Source organism: Streptomyces sp. NPDC049954 (genome assembly GCF_040656295.1).
Classification (GTDB): domain Bacteria; phylum Actinomycetota; class Actinomycetes; order Streptomycetales; family Streptomycetaceae; genus Streptomyces.
This window is the reverse complement of the sequence record NZ_JBFALS010000008.1, coordinates 217,363-235,485: the sequence shown is the minus strand read 5'-3', so window position 1 is coordinate 235,485 and position 18,123 is coordinate 217,363. Positions and strand designations below refer to the sequence as shown.

At 72.7% G+C, this 18,123-nt stretch carries 16 protein-coding genes; 8 read left to right on the top strand and 8 right to left on the bottom strand.

The genetic code is table 11. The annotated features are described in order from the left end of the window. Window positions 1-366 precede the first annotated feature (366 nt). From AB0J21_RS20490 to paaE, 3 genes are all read right to left on the bottom strand, one after another. A complete protein-coding gene (locus tag AB0J21_RS20490; protein ID WP_363147444.1) occupies window positions 367-1,089 on the bottom strand; it encodes an alpha/beta fold hydrolase in 723 nt (240 codons plus the stop codon). A 271-nt stretch (window positions 1,090-1,360) separates the two neighbouring features. Then, a complete protein-coding gene (locus AB0J21_RS20485; protein WP_363147443.1) occupies window positions 1,361-2,419 on the bottom strand; it encodes a slipin family protein in 1,059 nt (352 codons plus the stop codon). 168 nt (window positions 2,420-2,587) lie between these two features. Beyond that, entirely contained in the window at window positions 2,588-3,706 is a 1,119-nt protein-coding gene (gene paaE, locus AB0J21_RS20480; protein WP_363147442.1) for a 1,2-phenylacetyl-CoA epoxidase subunit PaaE, read from the bottom strand. 317 nt (window positions 3,707-4,023) lie between these two features. Here paaE and bla point away from each other — a divergent pair, with 317 nt between their 5' ends. Then, the gene (bla, locus tag AB0J21_RS20475) at window positions 4,024-4,989 is read left to right on the top strand and encodes a class A beta-lactamase (RefSeq protein WP_363147441.1); all 966 of its coding nucleotides are present in this window, start codon (window positions 4,024-4,026) and stop codon (window positions 4,987-4,989) included. A 423-nt stretch (window positions 4,990-5,412) separates the two neighbouring features. Here the strand turns inward: bla and AB0J21_RS20470 are convergent, their stop codons facing one another. Beyond that, window positions 5,413-6,252 carry a GntR family transcriptional regulator gene (locus tag AB0J21_RS20470; protein ID WP_363147440.1) on the bottom strand — a complete coding sequence of 280 codons (840 nt, stop codon included), beginning with the start codon at window positions 6,250-6,252 and terminating at the stop codon, window positions 5,413-5,415. A gap of 244 nt (window positions 6,253-6,496) precedes the next feature. On the opposite strand from AB0J21_RS20470, the gene AB0J21_RS20465 reads away from it, so the two are divergent. The 6 genes from AB0J21_RS20465 to AB0J21_RS20440 all read left to right on the top strand — a co-directional run bounded on the left by AB0J21_RS20465 (window position 6,497) and on the right by AB0J21_RS20440 (window position 13,891). Further along, window positions 6,497-7,753, top strand: coding sequence for an extracellular solute-binding protein (locus AB0J21_RS20465; RefSeq protein WP_363147439.1), 1,257 nt, complete (start codon window positions 6,497-6,499; stop codon window positions 7,751-7,753). Window positions 7,754-7,934: 181 nt separating this feature from the next. Beyond that, window positions 7,935-8,798, top strand: a complete 864-nt coding sequence (locus AB0J21_RS20460; protein WP_363147634.1) for a sugar ABC transporter permease — start codon at window positions 7,935-7,937, stop codon at window positions 8,796-8,798. After that, entirely contained in the window at window positions 8,795-9,703 is a 909-nt protein-coding gene (locus AB0J21_RS20455; RefSeq protein ID WP_363147438.1) for a carbohydrate ABC transporter permease, read from the top strand. Before AB0J21_RS20460 ends, AB0J21_RS20455 begins: the two co-directional genes overlap by 4 nt. Before the next feature lie 154 nt (window positions 9,704-9,857). Further along, entirely contained in the window at window positions 9,858-11,405 is a 1,548-nt protein-coding gene (locus AB0J21_RS20450) for a beta-N-acetylhexosaminidase (protein ID WP_363147437.1), read from the top strand. Further along, entirely contained in the window at window positions 11,405-12,859 is a 1,455-nt protein-coding gene (locus AB0J21_RS20445; protein WP_363147436.1) for a cellulose binding domain-containing protein, read from the top strand. The genes AB0J21_RS20450 and AB0J21_RS20445 overlap by 1 nt, the downstream gene beginning before the upstream one ends. A 228-nt stretch (window positions 12,860-13,087) precedes the next feature. Then, window positions 13,088-13,891: an NAD(P)-dependent oxidoreductase gene (locus tag AB0J21_RS20440; protein WP_363147435.1), complete on the top strand. Its 804-nt coding sequence runs from the start codon at window positions 13,088-13,090 to the stop codon at window positions 13,889-13,891. Between the two features lie 30 nt (window positions 13,892-13,921). On the opposite strand, the gene AB0J21_RS20435 is transcribed toward AB0J21_RS20440, so the two are convergent. The 4 genes from AB0J21_RS20435 to AB0J21_RS20420 all read right to left on the bottom strand — a co-directional run bounded on the left by AB0J21_RS20435 (window position 13,922) and on the right by AB0J21_RS20420 (window position 17,304). Further along, on the bottom strand, window positions 13,922-14,491 hold the full coding sequence (locus tag AB0J21_RS20435; RefSeq protein ID WP_363147434.1) for a GNAT family protein: 570 nt from the start codon (window positions 14,489-14,491) through the stop codon (window positions 13,922-13,924). 70 nt (window positions 14,492-14,561) lie between these two features. After that, on the bottom strand, window positions 14,562-15,554 hold the full coding sequence (locus AB0J21_RS20430; RefSeq protein WP_363147433.1) for a hypothetical protein: 993 nt from the start codon (window positions 15,552-15,554) through the stop codon (window positions 14,562-14,564). Between the two features lie 83 nt (window positions 15,555-15,637). Continuing rightward, window positions 15,638-16,237, bottom strand: a complete 600-nt coding sequence (locus AB0J21_RS20425) for a helix-turn-helix transcriptional regulator (RefSeq protein WP_363147432.1) — start codon at window positions 16,235-16,237, stop codon at window positions 15,638-15,640. A gap of 293 nt (window positions 16,238-16,530) precedes the next feature. Next, entirely contained in the window at window positions 16,531-17,304 is a 774-nt protein-coding gene (locus AB0J21_RS20420; RefSeq protein ID WP_363147431.1) for a GntR family transcriptional regulator, read from the bottom strand. A 317-nt stretch (window positions 17,305-17,621) separates the two neighbouring features. On the opposite strand from AB0J21_RS20420, the gene AB0J21_RS20415 reads away from it, so the two are divergent. Beyond that, a complete protein-coding gene (locus AB0J21_RS20415) occupies window positions 17,622-18,119 on the top strand; it encodes an Lrp/AsnC family transcriptional regulator (protein WP_363147430.1) in 498 nt (165 codons plus the stop codon). Window positions 18,120-18,123: the final 4 nt, after the last annotated feature.

The following is an 18,123-nucleotide window of genomic DNA, read 5'->3' as shown; positions in this document are numbered from 1 at the left end:
GAGCGAGGGCGCAAGCGCAGCGGGGCACGGTGTGCTCACGGCGCGGACAGCCGCCCCGCGAGGCGGGCGGCTTCCGAAGCGGCCGGGAGGGGAGCGCGTGCGGGCACCGTCGGCCCGGGGCCCTGGCCGGTCCCGAGAGTTACCGGGGCGGCGGCGGGCGGTGGGTCAGCGGATGCCGACGGCGCGGCAAAAGCGGTGCGTGGCGCGACAGGTGGCGCTGGAGACGAACGCGAGATCGACGTGGCGACGCCGCGTCAGAACCACTCGCATCCTCATGCCCACGATCCAACAGCCGCCGTCCTGGCCTGTCAAGAAGGCCGGGGGCCGACGCCGTCCGCCCCCGGGCCTCTTCCCCGGGCGCCTCCCTCAGACCGTCACCGGCCCTTCGCTCGCGAACCCCTGCGTCACGGCGGCCGGGTACGGGCCGACCTCCAGGAGCCCCGCCACCGCCCCGGCCGCCGTGCGCTGCCACACCGGGGCCCGGCGCAGCATCGTGTGCTCCCCGCCCGCCACGCACACCCCGGCGGTGCGGGCACCCGCCTCCTCGGCCCGCCTCAGGAGGGCCCACGAGGCGCGCGCCGAGGTGACGCGGTCGTGGTCGCCGTGCAGGACGACCAGTCCGGTGCCCGTCAACTGCTCGACCGGCTCGCCCTCGGGGCACCACGGCGCGAGCGCCACCACCGCGCGCACCGAAGGATGCGCCGCCGCCCGCAGGGCCGCCCGGCCGCCCATCGAGTGACCGAGCAGCACGACCGGCAGACCGCCGGTACGACGCTCCAGCTCGTCGAGGGCCGCCACCGTGTCGCCGAGCGCGTCCGCGGCCCCGCCGTTCCAGCCCCGGTAGCGGTAGCGCACCGTCCCCAGGACCGTGGAACCGGTCGGCAGTACGCGGGACAGCGCGCTCGCGAACGGCCGCATGCGCAGGGCGGCGAGCTGCCAGGGCCGTGCCGCCTGACGGCCCTCCGACCGCCCGCCGTGCAGCAGCAGCGCGACATGCCGCGCCCCCGCCGGCTCCCGCGCCAGCACGAGCGCCCGCGCCCCCGGCGAGGTGTCGGCCACCGCGCCGCCGTCCACTGTCGTCGACCTCATACGTCTCCCTCTGCTCCCTTGGCCGGGTGCCGACGGCACCACCCGGACCGCGTACCCCGCGCAGCCCCCGGACGCCGCGGCGCCCGCAGGTGATCCGGTGCCGTCGGCGCCGCGGATGGGTGCGCGCCTCTCGTAGCATGAGCGGCCACCCGGGCCTGGCGGACCTTTCGCACGAATCCGCCCCGGCCGCGTCCGTCGTGCGGGACAGCGCACGGCGGACCGGTCGGGGCGGATACGCGGAGGGCGGTGGGAAACGGGGGCGGTGTGGGGCTCAGGCCCGTACCGGACGTTCCTCCTCGGTGCTCAACGAGCCCGCCAGCGGCTCGGGCCAGGTGTCGCGGCGCAGCCTGGCCACCTCGGCGCGGGTGCGGGTGGCGGCCAGTTGGTCGTCGACGCGGCCGTCCAGCGCCGGTGCACAGTGCGCGGCGGGAGCGGCCGGGCGACGGGCCCCGGCGCCGCGGGAGGGGCGCGCGGGCGAGGAGCCGCCCGGGGTCCTGCGCGGCTCGGCGGCCGGGCCGTCGGTGATCCGGGCGTCCGGGCGCCCGACGTCACCGCCCTTGTCGGAGCTGAGGTCCTTGCCGCCCTGGAAGAAGCGGAGGAGCTCGACGGGGAACGGCATGACGAGCGTGCTGTTCTTCTCGGCGGCGACGTCCACCACGGTCTGCAGCAGCCGCAGTTGCAGCGCGCCCGGCGTGTCGGCCATCGTGCCGGCGGCGTCCGTCAGCTTGCGCGAGGCCTGGAACTCGCCGTCGGCCGCGATGACCCGGGCCCGCCGTTCACGTTCCGCCTCCGCCTGCTTCGACATCGAACGCATCATGTCGCCGGGCAGCGCGATGTCCTTGATCTCCACCCGCTCGATCCGCACCCCCCACGGACCCTCGGTCGGCGCGTCCATCACGGTCTTCAGCTCGGAGTTGATCTGGTCCCGGTCCGCGAGCAGCGTGTCGAGGTCGGCGCGGCCGATGACCGACCGCAGCGAGGTCTGCGCGATCTGCGAGACGGCGCCCGGGTAGTCGGTCACGTTGACGAGCGCCTTCACCGGGTCGAGGACCCGGAAGTACACGACGGCGTCGACCGTGACCGTCACGTTGTCGCGGGTGATCGCGCCCTGGGGCGGCACACCGAGCACCTCGGTCTGGATCGACACCTTCTGCATGCGGTCCGCCACGGGCCAGATCAGCCGCAGCCCCGGCTCCCGGATGTGCGGCAGCAGCCGGCCGAAGCGGAACACCACTCCCTTCTCGTACTGCTGCACGTTGCGCACACTCAGCGCGAGGACGAAGAGGACGAGCAGGACCACGACCACCAGTACGACGATCAGTGCAGTCATCAGGAAACCCCCAACCCGACCGGGCTCCCCCCGGGAACACGCTCACCCGGTGTGTCGGTACGGCGGGGGCGGTACGGCCACGGGCAGCCGCGCACGTCGGACCCCCGACCCGTCCACCGTACTGCGGGAGGGCGGGCCCGGCAGCCGCTCGGCCGTCCGCTGCCGCACTCAGCTGTCGTAGTCCACGGTGAGGGTGTCGGAGACCGGGAAGGTCTGGCAGGTCAGGACGTACCCGGCCTCGATCTCGCCCTTCTCCAGCGCGAAGTTGCGGCGCATGTCCGCCTCGCCCCGCGTGACGAGCGCCCGGCAGGTGCCGCACACCCCGCCCTTGCACGCGAAGGGGAGATCGGAGCGGGCCTTCTGCGCGCCGTCCAGCACCGTGCGGTCACGGGGCAGGGCGGAGGTGGTGGAACGGCCGTCGAGCGTGATGGTGACCTGACTCGTCGGGCCCGCCTCGCCGCCGTGGGGGCCGTCCTCGTGGCGGGCGGGGGTGACCGGCTCGCCGTCCGCGAAGAACAGCTCCTGGTGGACGCGGGCCTCGGGCACCCCGAGGCGCGAGAGGACCCGCTGCGCGTCGGTGACCATGCCGTGCGGTCCGCACAGCCACCAGTGGTCGGCGGCCTCGACGTCCACGAGGGCGCTGATGAGAGCGCCCAGCCGGTCGGCGTCGAGACGGCCCGAGAACATCGCGGCCTCACGCGGCTCCCGGGACAGGACGTGGCCCAGCTCGAAACGGCTCGGGTACCTGTCCTTCAGGTCGGCCAGCTCGTCGGCGAACATCACCGTGCCGGTGCGCCGGTTGCCGTAGAACAGCGTGACCCGCGAGGAGTCGTCGGCGGCCAGGACCGAACCGGCGATCGACAGCATCGGCGTGATGCCGGAGCCCGCCGCGATCAGGACGTGGTGCCCGGCGGTAGCCAGATCGGGGGTGAAGACGCCGGTCGGTGCCATGACCTCGATCTCGTCGCCGGGCCGTACCTCGTGCACCAGCCAGGAGGAGAACAGCCCGCCGGACACCTCACGCACACCGATCCTCGGGGTGCTGCCGGCCGGGGAGCAGATCGAGTACGAACGACGCTCGTCCCGGCCGTCCACCTCGCGGCGCAGCGTGAGCGACTGACCGGGCCGGTGCGCGTAGTCCGCTTCGAGTTCCGTGGGGATCTCGAAGGACACGGACACCGCGTCGTCGCAAAGGTGCTCGACATCGGCGACCCGCAGGATGTGGAAGGCGGGGCGGCGGCGGGCAGGCGGGCGCACGTCCCCGGCTGCGGTCGTGGGCGCGGTCATGACGGTTCTCCTCGACGTACGCGAACGGTTCGGGGCGGCGAGCCACCACGGCTGGAGCGGGCCGGTACGGGAGCCGGAGCCGCCGGCCGTGCCGTGCTCGCCCGGGCGCGTCGGCCAGACCGTCTACCGACCATTCGTTCGGTAGCAGCGTCGCAAAGATTCCCGGCACGTGCAAGCCCCTGCGGGAGAGCCTCAGCGGAGGAGCCCCGCACCACGCCGGGCCACCAGGCCCGGACACCGGCCTGCTGGAAGTGGGGGGAGCGGGCCACTAGAACGGGGGCACCGCAGCAGCAGGAGCACGCACTCGGGAGGACTCCATGAGGCACCACCACACCCCGGACCACACCGGTCCCACATCCGTCCGGCCGGGGCCCGGACGCCGGTCCGTCCTCGTCCTGGGCGCCGGGGCGACGGCCGCCGCGCTCGCGAGTGCAGCACCGGCCGCGTGGGGCGGCGAACGCGCCGCCGGTGCGGACCGGACCGCGGACCTGCCGGCCCGTTTCGCCGCCCTGGAGCGGGGGCACTGCGCGCGACTGGGCGTCCACGTCCACGACACCGGGAGCGGCAGGACCCTGAGCCACCGGGCCGACGAACTGTTCCCGATGTGCTCCCTGTTCAAGACGCTCGCGGTGGGCGCCGTCCTGCGCGACCTCGACCACGACGGCCGCTGCCTGGAGCGGCGGATCCACTACACGCAGCGGGAGGTCGACGCCGCCGGCTACGCGCCCGTCACGGGCACCCCGGAGAACCTGCGCGCGGGCTTGACCGTCGCGCAGCTGTGCGCCGCCGCCCTGATCCACAGCGACAACGCGGCGGCGAACCTGTTGCTGCGCGCCCTCGGCGGCCCGGCGGCAGTCACCCGGTTCTGCCGCTCCACGGGGGACCGGGTGACCCGCCTCGACCGGTACGAGCCCGAACTGAACTCGGCGGAACCCGGGCGCGTCACCGACACCACGACCCCACGCGCCCTCGGCACGACCTACGGCCGGCTGCTGCTCGGCAAGGTGCTCGACCCCGAGGACCGCGCGCGGCTCGGCGCGTGGATGCGGGCCAACCGCACCAGCGACGACAAGTTCCGCGCCGGCCTGCCCGCCGACTGGGCCCTGGCCGACAAGACCGGCAGTGGGGACTGGGGCACGAGCAACGACGCGGGCGTCGCCTTCCCGCCCGGGCGGGCACCGATCCTCCTCACGGTCCTGACCACCCGGCACACGGCGGACGCCGAGGGCGACAACGCCCTGGTGGCCGAGGTGGCGCGCCTTGTCGTGGGGGCGCTGGGGTGAGGCGGTGCGGGGTGCCCGTCCCGCGTACGCGCACGTGCGGGCGGTGCGGGCACTCCGGCGACGTCGGGGCCGACTGTCAGCCGGGACGGAACTTCTGGTGTCGGCGCCGTCGCATCCCGGATCCGGAGCCGGGTCCCGTTGGCGGTCGCGCCCGTTCGGTGGGAGGCCCTTGCCGGACGGCGGGGGTGCCGGACACCGGTTGCCGCCGGTCGTCCGGGCCTTCGGTGCATCCGGCCTCGTAGCGCGGGGGCGGCGCGAGGAGGCGCCGCCCCCGGAGGCCGAGAGTCCGCGACAGCGCGCGGCCAGGGGACCGACGGGCACACGCGACAGCCCGCTCGCCTCGTTCGGCGGACCCCGGACACGCGTGTTCCGGCCGGAGCGCCGACGCGACAGCTCGCCCGGCCGGTGAGCCCCACCGCCCCCTCACCCGTCCTGGACGTCCCCCACCGTGGACGAGGTGATGATGTCGCCGTGTGCGAAGTCCCCCGGGGGGATGCCGGGGTGGTGCCCCGGCCGGGCGGCGGCCCGCTGCCCGGGGCCGGTGCCCAGGGCCAGCCGCGACACGATGCGGTAGCGGTCACCCCGGTACACGGAGTGCACGTACTCCACCGGCCGGCCCGAGGAGTCGGTGGTCAGCCGTTCGATGAGCAGGGCGGGGGACAGCACCGGCACGTCCAGGACCTCGGCCTCCGCCTCGTTCACCACGGTGGGTTCGATCGACTGCGTGGCCTCGTGGACATGGACGTCGTGGTGCTCCCGCAGATGCTCGTAGAGGTCTCCCGCCTCCAGTTCCGGTGGTGTGAGACCGGGAACGAGTTCCTGCGGGATGTGCAGGTGCTCGATCGCCATGGGCAGTCCGTCCACCAGTCGCAGCCGCGCGATGTAGACCAGCCGCGCCGCCGGGGACAGCCGCAGCCGGCGGCCGATCCGCGCCCCCGCCTGGATCGTGGACTGTTCCAGCACCCGGCTCGACCAGGTGCCCTGCGCCGCGGGCACGGACAGCGTCGTGTCGTCCGACACCAGTTCCTGGGTGATCTTCGCCGGGGCCACGAACATGCCCCGCCCGTGCTCGCGCACGAGCGCCCCGGTCGCCACCAGTTCGTCCACGGCCGCTCGCAGGGTGGGCCGTGACACGCCTAGTTCGGCGCTCAGCGTGCGCTCCGAGGGGATCGCCTCGCCCGCCCCCCGGGACTCGATCAGGGACAGCAGGAACTCCCGCACCCTCTCTCGCTTGGGCACCGCCCCCGAAGAGCTGCTCGTCATCGCCGTTCCGCCTCCGTCACCGATTCCGTTGGTGCCGCCTAGTTCATCATGCTGCTGACCAGTGGTCGACCACTGGTCAGTTGACGCCAGCGTACCCGGGCGCGCGAGTCCGCGCCGGAATTCGTAACTCGCCCGAAACCGCTTGTGGCACAAGGGTCTTGACGGTCGATGTGGTCTATGCCACCTTCTAGCAACGCCAACTGACCAGTTGGCCAATTGGTCAACTATTTCCGTGGAGTGCCCCGTGAAGATCCGACTCCTCGCCGGCCCGTTCGCTCTCCTCGCGACCGCCGCCGCGCTGACCGGCTGTTCGTCCGACGACGACTCCGACAGTGCGAGCGGCCCGGAGAAGGTCACCGTGTGGGTCATGAAGGACAGCGTCACCGACGCCTTCCTCGACCGCTTCACCAAGGACTTCGAGAAGCGGCACGACCACATCGACATCGACGTGCAGATCCAGGAGTGGGACGGGATCGGCGAGAAGGTCACCGCCGCGCTCGCCAGCAAGGACGCGCCCGACGTCATCGAGGTGGGCAACACCCAGGTCGCGCAGTACGCGGCGAGCGGTGGGGTCGCGGACCTCAGCGACCGGGTGTCCGACCTCAAGGGCGGGGACTGGCTGCCCGGACTGGCCGAACCCGGCAAGATCGACGGGAAGCAGTACGGCATCCCCTGGTACGCCGCCAACCGCGTGGTGCTCTACAACAAGGACCTCTTCGCCAAGGCCGGCATCACGAAGCCGCCCACCACCCGGGACGAATGGCTCAGCGACACCAAGAAGCTCAACAAGGGCAGGATCCAGGGGATTTACCTGCCGGGTCAGAACTGGTACACCCTCGCCGGGTTCATCTGGGACGAGGGCGGCGACCTCGCGAAGAAGACCGGCGGCAAGTGGGCCGGCACCCTGGACAGCCCCGAGTCCCTCGCCGGGATGGCGCAGTACCGCGAGCTCCAGGCCCTCGGCAAGGGCCCCAAGGACTCCGACGAGGCCAAGCCCCCGCAGGCCGACGTGTTCGCCAAGGGCGACGTCGCACAGGTCGTCGCGGTGCCGGGCGGCGCCAAGATAGTCGAGCAGGCCAACCCCGCGCTCAAGGGGAGGATCGGCTTCTTCCCGATCCCCGGAAAGACCGCGGACAAGCCCGGCTCCGTCTTCACCGGCGGCTCCGACCTCATCGTCCCCGAAGCCTCCGCCCACCCGGAGGCGGCCTACGAGGTGGTCAAGGCCCTCGCCGGCACCAAGTGGCAGAGCGACATGGCCAAGACCATGAGCTACGTGCCCAACCGCACCTCCCTCGCCGAGGTCATCGCCGGCGACGAGGGCACCGCGGCCATGGCGGCCGGCGCGGCCCAGGGGCACGCGACCCCCAACTCCCCGGAGTGGGCCGCCGTCGAGGCGACCAACCCGATCAAGGAGTACATGACGGCCGTCCTCACCGGCACCGACCCCGAAAAGGCCGCCCGCACCGCCTCGGAGTCCATCACCAAGACCCTCAACCCGTGACCCGCGCCCCCAGCCGGCCGACCCCCGTGAGGAGGAGCCCGTGGCCCGCCAGACCACGCCCACCGCGCCACCCCTGAAGACCGCACCGGCGGAGCCCGGCCCCTCGGGGCCGTCCGCCGCCGCACCCGCGCCCACCGCGACGACCCCCCGCCGCCCGCGCGGCGCCGGCTGGTGGCCCTACCTGCTCGTCACGCCCACCGTCCTGGGCGCCCTGCTCCTGCTCGGCTACCCCCTCGTACGCAACCTCGTCATCTCCTTCCAGCACTTCGGGATGGGCGAACTCATCAGGGGCGGCGCCAAGGGGGCCGCCTTCGACAACTACCGTTCCGTGCTGAGCGATCCCGAGTTCTGGGAGGTGGTCCGGCGCACGGTGCTGTGGACCGCCGTCAACGTCGTCCTCATCGTGGGCCTGGGCACCCTCGTCGCCCTCATGCTGCAACGGCTCGGCAGACGCTGGCGCGTCGCCGTGCTGAGCGGACTCGTCCTCGCCTGGGCCAGCCCCGTCATCGCCACCACCACCGTCTTCCAGTGGCTGTTCGCCTCCCGGCTCGGAGTCGTCAACTGGCTCCTGACACAACTGGGCTTCGACTCCTTCCAGGACTTCTCCTGGTTCGCGAACGGCCGGGCCACCTTCGTCATCCTCGTCCTGCTCGTCGTGTGGCAGTCCGTGCCCTTCGCGGCGATCACCCTGCACTCGGCGCTGCTGACCATCCCCGCCGAACTCGTCGAGTCCGCCCGGATGGACGGTGCCGGACCCTGGCGGGTCTTCCGCTCCGTGACCCTGCCGATCCTGCGCCCGGTGTTCGGCCTCGTGGTGTGCCTCGAAATCATCTGGGTCTTCCGCTGCTTCGCCCAGATCTGGGCCATCAGCAAGGGCGGCCCGGACGGTGCCACCACCACCCTGCCCGTCTACGCCTACCGCATCGCCCAGTCCCTGCACCGCTACGACCTCGGCGCCGCCGTCTCCAGCATCACCGTGCTGCTCCTGGTCGCCGTCCTCATCGTGTACCTGCGCAGCATGTTCCGGCAGGAGGCCGAACTGTGACCCTCCCCGCCCCCGCCCCGCTCGCCGCACCCGGCCCCACCCGCTCGCGCACCACCACGCGCGGTCTCCGGCCCCGCGGCCGCCTTCCGCGCCGGCTCCTGCTGCACTGCGCCGCCGCGCTCGTCCTCGTGCTCTCCGTCTTCCCCGTCTACTGGATGATCCTGACGGCGTTCAAGCCGACCGCCGACATCCAGGCCGACACCCCGGTGTTCCTGCCCACCCACCTCACCCTCGACCACTTCGCGGACGCCGTGCGCACCGAGGGCTTCTGGGGGTTCTGGCGCAACAGCCTGATCGTGACGGTGAGCTGCGTCCTGCTGGCCCTGGTCGTCGCCCTCGCCGCGGCCTTCGCCGTCGCCCGGTTGCGCTGGCGCGGCCGGCGCGGGTTCATCCTGATGGTCTTCCTCGCCCAAGTGGCGCCCTGGGAAGCCCTGTTGATCCCGATGTACATCATCGCGCGGGACTTCGGCATGCTCGACCGGCTCTCGATGCTGACCCTCGTCTACTTCATGCTCACCCTGCCCTTCACCATCGTCACCCTGCGCTCCTTCCTCACCGGCATCCCCGCCGAGCTGGAGGAGGCCGCACAGGTCGACGGCTGCACCCGCACCCAGGCCTTCCGGCGGGTCACCCTGCCGCTGCTCGCCCCCGGGCTGCTCGCCACCTCGCTCTTCGGCTTCATCACCGCCTGGAACGAGTTCGCCTTCGCCAACATGCTCATCATCAAGAACCAGGGCGACCGCACGCTGCCGGTGTGGCTCTCCTCGTTCTCCAACGTCTTCGGCACCGACTGGGGGGCCACCATGGCCGCCTCGACCCTGTTCGCGCTGCCCGTCCTCGTCCTGTTCCTGGTCCTCCAGCGCCGGGTCGGCGCCGGCATGACCGGCGGAGCGGTCAAGGGCTGAGCCCCACCCGCACCTGCTCGCGCACACCCGCCGCGCCGCCGCACCCCGGTCGGGCGGGGCACTCCCCGCCGCCCGCCGCCGCCCGCGCGCGCCCCCGCACACCACCCGCACCACCACCCGGCACCCGTCCCGCCCGCCGACCGAAGGCGCCGCCATGCCCCCACCGCACCAGCAGCTCGCCCTCCTGCCCCGGCCCACCCGGGTCAGCCGCCGATCCGGCCACTTCGTCCTCGACCCGCACACCCGTGTCCACGCGGACAGCGGAGCACAGGAAGCCGCCGACCTGCTGCGCGCCCTGCTGCGCCCCGCCACCGGACTCTCCCTCGGCCCCTCGCCCGACGGCCGGATCGTGCTCGCACTCGACCCCGCGCTCAGCGGACTCGGCGAGGAGGGCTACGGGCTCACCGTCGGACCCGACGCCCTGCTCCTGCGCGCCGCCCGCCCGGCCGGACTGCTGCACGGGGTCCAGACCATCCGCCAGCTCCTGCCGCCTGCGGCGCTCGGCTCCGCCCCCGTACGGCGCACCCGCTGGGAACTGCCCTGCGTCCAGATCACCGACACCCCCCGGCTGGCCCGGCGCGGCTTCATGATCGACGTGGCCCGTCACTTCCAGCCCGTCGAGTGGCTCCACCACCTCACCGACCTCCTCGCCCTGCACAAACTCAACGTCCTCCAACTGCACCTCACCGACGACCAGGGCTGGCGCCTGCCCGTGGCGGACTACCCGCTGCTCACCGAGATCGGCGGACACCGCGCCGAGAGCGCCGGGGACGGCGTCCCGCACGGCGGCTCCTACACCACCGAGGAACTGCGCGCCCTGGTCGCGTACGCCGCCGCGCGGGGGGTCACCGTGGTGCCCGAGATCGAGATGCCCGGGCACGCCCGCGCCGCGCTCGCCGCCTACCCCGAGCTGGGCAACCACCCCTCCGTACGACACGAGGTGTGGACCCGGTGGGGGGTGTGCGAGAACGTCTTCGGCGTCCACGACGCGACCCTCGACTTCTGCCGCACCGTCCTCGACGAGGTCATGGACGCCTTCCCCTCGCGGTACGTGCACCTCGGCGGCGACGAGTGCCCGAAAGCCGAGTGGTACACCTCGCCGAGCGCCCTGGAACGCGTACGCGAGGCGGGCCTGCCCGGGCCCGAAGCCCTGCACACCTGGTTCATGGGGCAGGTGGGCGACCACCTCGTCGAGCACGGACGGCACCCGCTCGGCTGGACCGAGTCCGGCGAGGACCTGCCCGAGTCCTTCACCGTGCTCCCGTGGCGCGACGCGGACCACGGCCACGTCGCCGCCCGTCGCGGACACGACGTGATCATGGCCCCCTACCGCACGAGCTACTTCGACTACCCGCAGAGCGACCACCCCGCGGAACCGCCCGGCCAGCCCGGACTGCTCACCCTGCGGGACGTCTACGAGGCGGAGGCCGTCCCCACGTCGTGGGAGGCCCCGGCCGCGCGCCATGTCCTCGGCGTCCAGGCCCAGTTGTGGAGCGAGTACGCGCCGACCCCCGCGCACCTCGAATACCTGGCCTTCCCGCGCCTGACCGCCCTCGCGGAACGAGGCTGGTCGGCGCGGCGGGACTGGGACGGCTTCGCCCTGCGCCTGGACCACCACCAAGAACGCCTGGACGCCCTCGGCGTCCGGGGCCGTCGCTGGACGGCAACGGCAACACCCCCACCCGGAGAGGAAACCGCCTGATGCGCACCGCACTCAGAACCTCCCGCACCGCCCGCACGTCTCGTACCCTCCGCACTTTCAGGGGCAGGACCCTGCTGGCCGCGGCCCTGGCCACCGGCCTCGGCTGCACCGCCCTGACCGTCTTCCCGGCGAACGCCGCCGGCGAGTCCGTCAAGATCCAGTACCGCCAGAGCTCGACCGGGGCGGACCAGGCCGAACCCTGGTTCAAGGTCGTCAACAACGGCAGTACGCCCATCGCCCTCAGCAAGGTCAAGTTCCGGTACTACTTCAAGACCGACGGCGGCTCCGCGTACACCTTCGCCTGTTCCTGGGCGGTCAAGGGCTGCGCCAACATCTCCGGCACCTTCGGCACCCCGTCGAAGTCCACGGCGAACTCCGACCGCTACCTGGAGGTCGGCTTCGGTGCGAACGCCGGCACCCTCGCCCCCGGCGCCGACACCGGCGACATCCAGCTGCGCTTCTACCGCTCCAACTGGGGCGCCCTCAACCAGTCGGACGACTACTCGTTCAGCGCCGCCCGGACCTCGTACGCCGACTGGGACAAGGTCACCGCGACCGTCGACCAGACCCGGGTGTGGGGCACCGCCCCCGAGGGCAACGGACCGGTCGACCCCACCGACCCGCCCACCGACCCGCCGACCGGCGACCAGGGCGCACTGTTCGACGACTTCACCTACACCGCCTACAACGACCCGAAGATCGACGCGCACGGCTGGAGCGTCCGCTCCAACTCGGGTGGCCCCGGAGTGCCCGGAGCGAACTGGGACCCCTCGAAGGTGACCTTCGCCAAGGAGGGCACCAACACCATCATGAACATGGAGACCTCCACGGCCGGCACCGGGGAGTCCACGAAGCACACCGAAGTCCTCACCAAGGCCACGAAGTTCAAGGACGGGACCTACGCGGCCCGGGTCCAGTTCGCGGACACCCCGAAGAACGGCCCGGACGGCGACCACCTCGTGCAGACCTTCTTCACCATCAACGCGCTCAAAGCCCCGATGGACGACGACTACGGCGAGTACGACTTCGAGTACCTGCCCAACGGCGGCTGGGGCGAGCCCTCCAACATCCTGTACACCACCTCCTGGGAGACGTACCGCCCCGACCCCTGGGAGGCCGTCAACCAGCACTCCGAGTCCCGGCAGTCCTACGCCGGCTGGCACGACCTCGTCCTCACCATCGACAAGCAGTCCATCACCTACTACGTGGACGGCACCGAGTTCGGCAAGCACGACGCGAAGTACCTGCCCGAGACGCCGATGTCCATCAACTTCAACCAGTGGCTGATCGACCTGGCGGGTCAGACCTCCACGACCCCGCGCGCCTACGACCAGAAGGTGGACTACGTCCTGCACGTCAAGGACCAGGTGCTGACCCCGCAGCAGGTGGCGGCGAAGGTCGCCGCCTACCGTTCGGCGGGCACCGCCTTCGAGGACACCGTCCCGGGCAGCTGAACCCCGGGTGACAGGCCGCCGCGCCCGTACGGGCGTCGTGCACACGCCCCGGCCGCGGCGGCCTGCACACCGCGGACGCCGTACCCCTGGACTGCGGACTGTTGGACGACATGCCCCCGAGGGGGTGATGCGCGGCGTCACCGCGCCCCGTGCCTTCACAGGTGCGCCCACCGGTGACAGGATCGCCCCCTGACCGTCAAGTGCCGGCAGCGGCGGGGGAGCAGCGACGTGGTCGAGGGAACGGTGGCCGTCACCGGTGCGGCGGGCAGGATCGGCACGGCGGTACGCGGGGCGCTGCGCCCCGAGGTGAGCCGGCTGGTGCTGCTCGACCGGACGCCACTGCGGCCCGAGGCCGACAACGAGGAGACCCTGACCGTCGACCTGAGGGACGAGACAGCCGTCGAGTCGGCCCTGACCGGAGTGGACCGCGTACTCCACCTCGGCGGGCTGCCCGACGAGGCGCCCCTGGCCGACCTGCTGGACGCCAACGTGCTGGGCACCCACCACGTCCTGGAGGCCGCGCGCCGCCGGCGGATCTCCCGCGTGGTGCTGGCCAGCAGCAACCGCCTGACCGGCTTCCACCCCGCCGGGCAGCTGACCGGGCCGGGGGAGCCACCGCGGCCGGACAGCCTGTACGGGGTGAGCAAGGTGGCGGTCGAGGCGCTGGGAAGGCTGTACGCCGACAAGTTCGGGCTGTCGGTGATCTGTCTGCGGATCGGCAGCTACGAGCAGGCTCCCCGCGAGCCGCGCCACCTGTCGACCTGGCTCAGCCCGCGCGACGCGCTCGGCTACTTCCGCGCCGCGCTGAGCGCCCCGGCCACCACCCGCTTCGCCACGGTGTACGCCGTCTCCGCGAACACCCGGCGCTTCTGGACGCTGCCCGGCAGGCAGGAGCTGGACTACACGCCCGTCGACGACGCGGAGGCGTACGCCGAGCAGATTCCGGGCGCGCAGGCCCCCGTCGACCCCTCGGCGCCCCAGGGCGGCGCCTTCGCCACACCGGAGTTCACCCTGCGCCACCTTCGGCCCTGACGGCCGTAGCCCTGCGGGGGCCTCGCCGCCTCACAGCTCCCGGGCACCGTCCAGCGTGTGCAGGCGCGTGTACTCCTCGGCGAGCAGGCCCAGGACGACGAGGTCGCGGTGGCGTCCCGCGACGAACACCTGGTCGCGCAGCCGGCCCTCCTCCACGAAACCGAGCCGACGCTGGAGCCTCAGCGAGGCCTCGTTGTGGGCGAAGACCCGGGCCACACACTTGTGGTAGCGCCGCTCCTCGAACAGGAAACGCATCAGCAGCAGCGCGGCCTGTGCCGCGTACCCCTTGCGCCGGTGCTCCGCCCCGATCGACACGCCGTACTCGAACCAGCCCGCCCGCGTGTCCGTGAGGTGCGAGCCGACGGCGCCGACGATCTCCCCGCTCTCCACCGCCTCGACGGCCAGGACGAACCGGTCGCTCTCGTCCTCCGGCACCGACTGCTCCTTGACCCGCCGGCGGTGGCTCTCGGCGGAACGAGGCGGCTGCGCCAGGTCTCCGAGGCGCTCCTCCTGCTCGGTGAAACCCCGCAACGCGACCCAGTCCTCCGGCTCGACCGCGCGCAGCCGCACCAGGTCACCCGCCCATATCGATGGTGTCATCCGCGCAGTTGACCAAAGACCGCCCGGCCTGTCCACAGCGGTGCGGTGAGCTTGCTCCACGCCCTCTCCCTCACCGGGCGCCGAACCGCTCCACGAGCCCCCGCAGCGTTTCGAAGGCGGGCTTGGGGGTGTAGTCGTCCGTCGTGAGCCCGAAGCGGTGGAACAGGCCCGGGCGTGCGCTGTCCGCGTCGCGCAGCGCGAAGTGGGTGTAACCACTCAGGCGGAGCGCCCGGGCCTGAGTGGCCACCGTCTCGACCACGGTCTCCACCACGGCGGCCTGCCGGGCCGGGGAGCGATCGGGGCCGGTGGGCCAGCCGTGCTCGGTGATGTGCAGGGGAACCGCGCCGAGACCGGCCGGCGTCAGCACCGCATCACGGTGGTGACGCAGCAACCCCTCGACGGCCGGTGCCAGTTCGGGCCCCGCGACGGGGCGGAAGACGTCCGGGAAGAAGTCCAGCCCCACGTAGTCCACATCGGCGCGGAACCTCTCGCCGCCGAGGGCCGCCAGGTCACTCACGAAGGACGCCCCTGGACCGAACAGCGCAGTGGTGTTGAAGCCGACCCGCAGATGGGTGTGGCCCAGTTCGCGGGCGCGCGCCCTGACGACCGGCACACCCCGCACGATCGCCTCGGCCACCCGTGGCCAGTACCCGTCCAGCGTGGGGTTGCCCGTGACGTTCGGCTCCTCCGCCACTTGCAGGGTGTCCGTCACCGCGCCGTACTGTTCCACGAGTTCACACAGGAACGCGCAGTACCCGTCGACGTCACCGGAGGCCGAGCGGTACTGCGCGACGAGGTCGAGGCGCCGTCCACCGCGGGCGTACCGGGCGGCGTCGGCCGGGGTCTCGGTCCGGTGCGCCGCACCGAGGCGGGTGGAGTCCTCGAAAGCGGTGTACGCACGCACGAGGAACGGGCGCTCCCGCTCTCCCTGGAGACGATCGAGCGCCTCCTCCACCCGCGCCGGGTCGTCGGGCGCTCCCCGCGCCAGGCCACCCGTGTCGTCCCCGGTGACCGAACCCGGGTAGATCCCGAAGAGCAGTCCGTCCCGCGTGTCCCATGTCATGCTGCTACACCTCCGGCGGCAGGCGCCTCTCGATGGATTGTCGGTCGGTACATCCCGCTACGGGAAAGGTCGGTCGGAGTCGGTCACTCCCCGGCCGGTGCGCGGTCCTGCGACGCCTTGGGCCAGGCGAGCGCGCCGGAGCGGATGTCCGAGAGGACCGCGCCGATCCACTCGCACTCGGCGCGGGCCAGGCGCAGCGCGTACTCGGCCTCGATGACGTGGAGCCGCGGAACACCGGCGGCGAGGGCCCCGGCGAGTCGCTCCTCGTCGCCGGCCGTCCGCTCCCCGAGTCGCCGGGCCCGTTCGGACAGGGCCGCCGTCGCGCCCTCGGGGCCCAGGGCCCCCAGATAGGTGACCGCGCCCAGGAACTGCGGAAAGTCCCGCTCGGGCGTACGGATCTGGACGTCGAGGCGCCGGACGAGTTCGGTGCGGCCCGCCGGGGTGAGGGCGTAGACGGTCCGCTCCGGGCGGTTCCCGGCGCGCTGTCTGCCCTGCTCGGCCACCCAGCCCGCCTCGACCAGCGCCGCCACGGTGTTGTAGAGCGTGCCCCGGCTGATCGCCGCGGCGTGGTGCTCACTGCGGCGGCGCAGCTCGCCCAGCATCTGGTGCGGATGCGAAGGCTGTTCCAGCAGGAGGCCCAGGACGGCGAGGACGACGGGGTTGTCGAGAGTGCGACGCGGCATGGTCGAACTGTATCAGTCCACATAGACTATTCAACAGCGCGCGCTGATCTCCGAGCACGCAGGGGGGCATGGCAGGGGGGCGTGGATGAGCCGCACGCGCTCGGGCGTGCGGCTCTGTCGGGAACTGCTCGCGACAGGCGGCGGGCGATCGTCACCGGCTCAGCGTTGTCGCCACCGGCTCGGTCATCCGGAGCGCGAGGCGCATGCGCGCGAGGAGCTGTATACGAGAAACCAAGCGGGAGTCCGGGATCTCCTCCCGTACCGGGAAGGCCGAGAACTGCCGGCCGGCCGCTTCAGCTCCGCGCGGACCTGGACCTGGTCGCGGTCCCGCTCGGGGTGGTGGCCTTCTCCCCCCGGGAGCCGGCGGACAGGACCGCCAGCGCCTCCAGCGTCGCCGCCTCGTTCTCCGCGAGGTGGGAGGCGACCGCGAGCCGCGCCTCGGCCGGGGAGCCCGAGCGGGCCGCCGCGAGCAGGCCGCGGTGGGCGGTTTCGCGCGAGGCGAGGTCGTGGGAGCTGGCCGCGTACGGGTCGAAGACGATGCGCGTGTAGCGGTCGCACGCGTGCCACAGCTGGTTGAGCAGCCGCAGGTCCCACTCCGAAGCGGCGGGCCGCATCAGGACCAGGTGCAGGTCGTGGTGGGTGGACCACAGGTCGTCCGCGTTGTCCGACCCCGTCCCGTAAGCGGCCAGCAGGGACTCCGCGCGGGCGAGGTCGGCCGGGGTCAGCAACGGGCAGGCGCGCGCCGCGAGATCGGGCTCGATCAGCTGACGCAACCGGTAGATCGCGCGCAGTTCGTCACGGTGCAGCGGACTCACCATCGCGCTGCGCCCCGGGCGCAGGACGATCAGCCCCTGCGCCTCCAGCCGGCGCAGCGCCTCCCGCACCGGAATGTGGCTGACCTCCAGCTGGGTGCTCAACTCCGCGATGGAGAAGGTCGACCCGGGCGCGAGGGTGCCGTGGAGCACCGCGCGCCGTACCTCGGCGGTGACCCGGTCGACCGCCGAGTCCCCGGTCGAGGCCACTGAGCGCAGACCCTGGCGCCGCGCCGCCTTCGTGTCGTCAGCCATATATCCAATCTAGCCCACGGCCGGGTGCCCCCCACGCGTCGCGGGGGCCTCACTCCGTCAGGCCGAGGGCCGCGCGGACCACGCTGGCGGCGTCGATCTCGTGGTGGCGGTACACCTCCTGCGGCGCACCCGACTGCCCGAAGCGGGTGACGCCCAGGGCGCCCGCGGGGCACGGAGGGCAGGGCTCGGGACGGCGGCACGTGGCCTGCCGTCGACCCGTCGACAAAAGCACCGCTTCCGGCGGCGCACAACAACCGGAAGAATATATGTGCATACTGCTCAGTCCGTGAACTCCCCAGCCCCGGAAGGTGAGCAAGGTGCCCAGCAACGGACGGACCGATCCCACCGACGCGCGGCTTCTGCTCGCCCTCGCCGAGCATCCGCGCGCCACCACCGTCGCCCTGGCCGAGGCGTGCGGACTGAGCCGCAACACCGTGCAGTCCCGGCTCGCGGCCCTCGAACGCGAAGGGGCGATCGACTCCTTCGAGCGCGCGATCGACCCGGCCGCGCTCGGCTACCCGCTCACCGCGTTCATCACCACCCAGGTCGAGCAGCGCAGGCTCGACGAGGTGGGGAGCGCCCTCGCCGCCGTCCCGGAGGTCATCGAGGTGCACGGGCTCAGCGGACCGAGCGACCTCCTGGTGCACGTCGTCGCCACCGACGCGGAGGACCTGTACCGCGTGGCGGGCCGGGTGCTCGCGATACCCGGGGTCGAGCGCACCCACACCGCTCTCGTCATGCGGCAGCTCGTCGACCACCGGCTCGCTCCGCTGCTGCGCCGTGCCGCGCAGCAGCCGGCGCCGCGCAGGCCGTGACGCG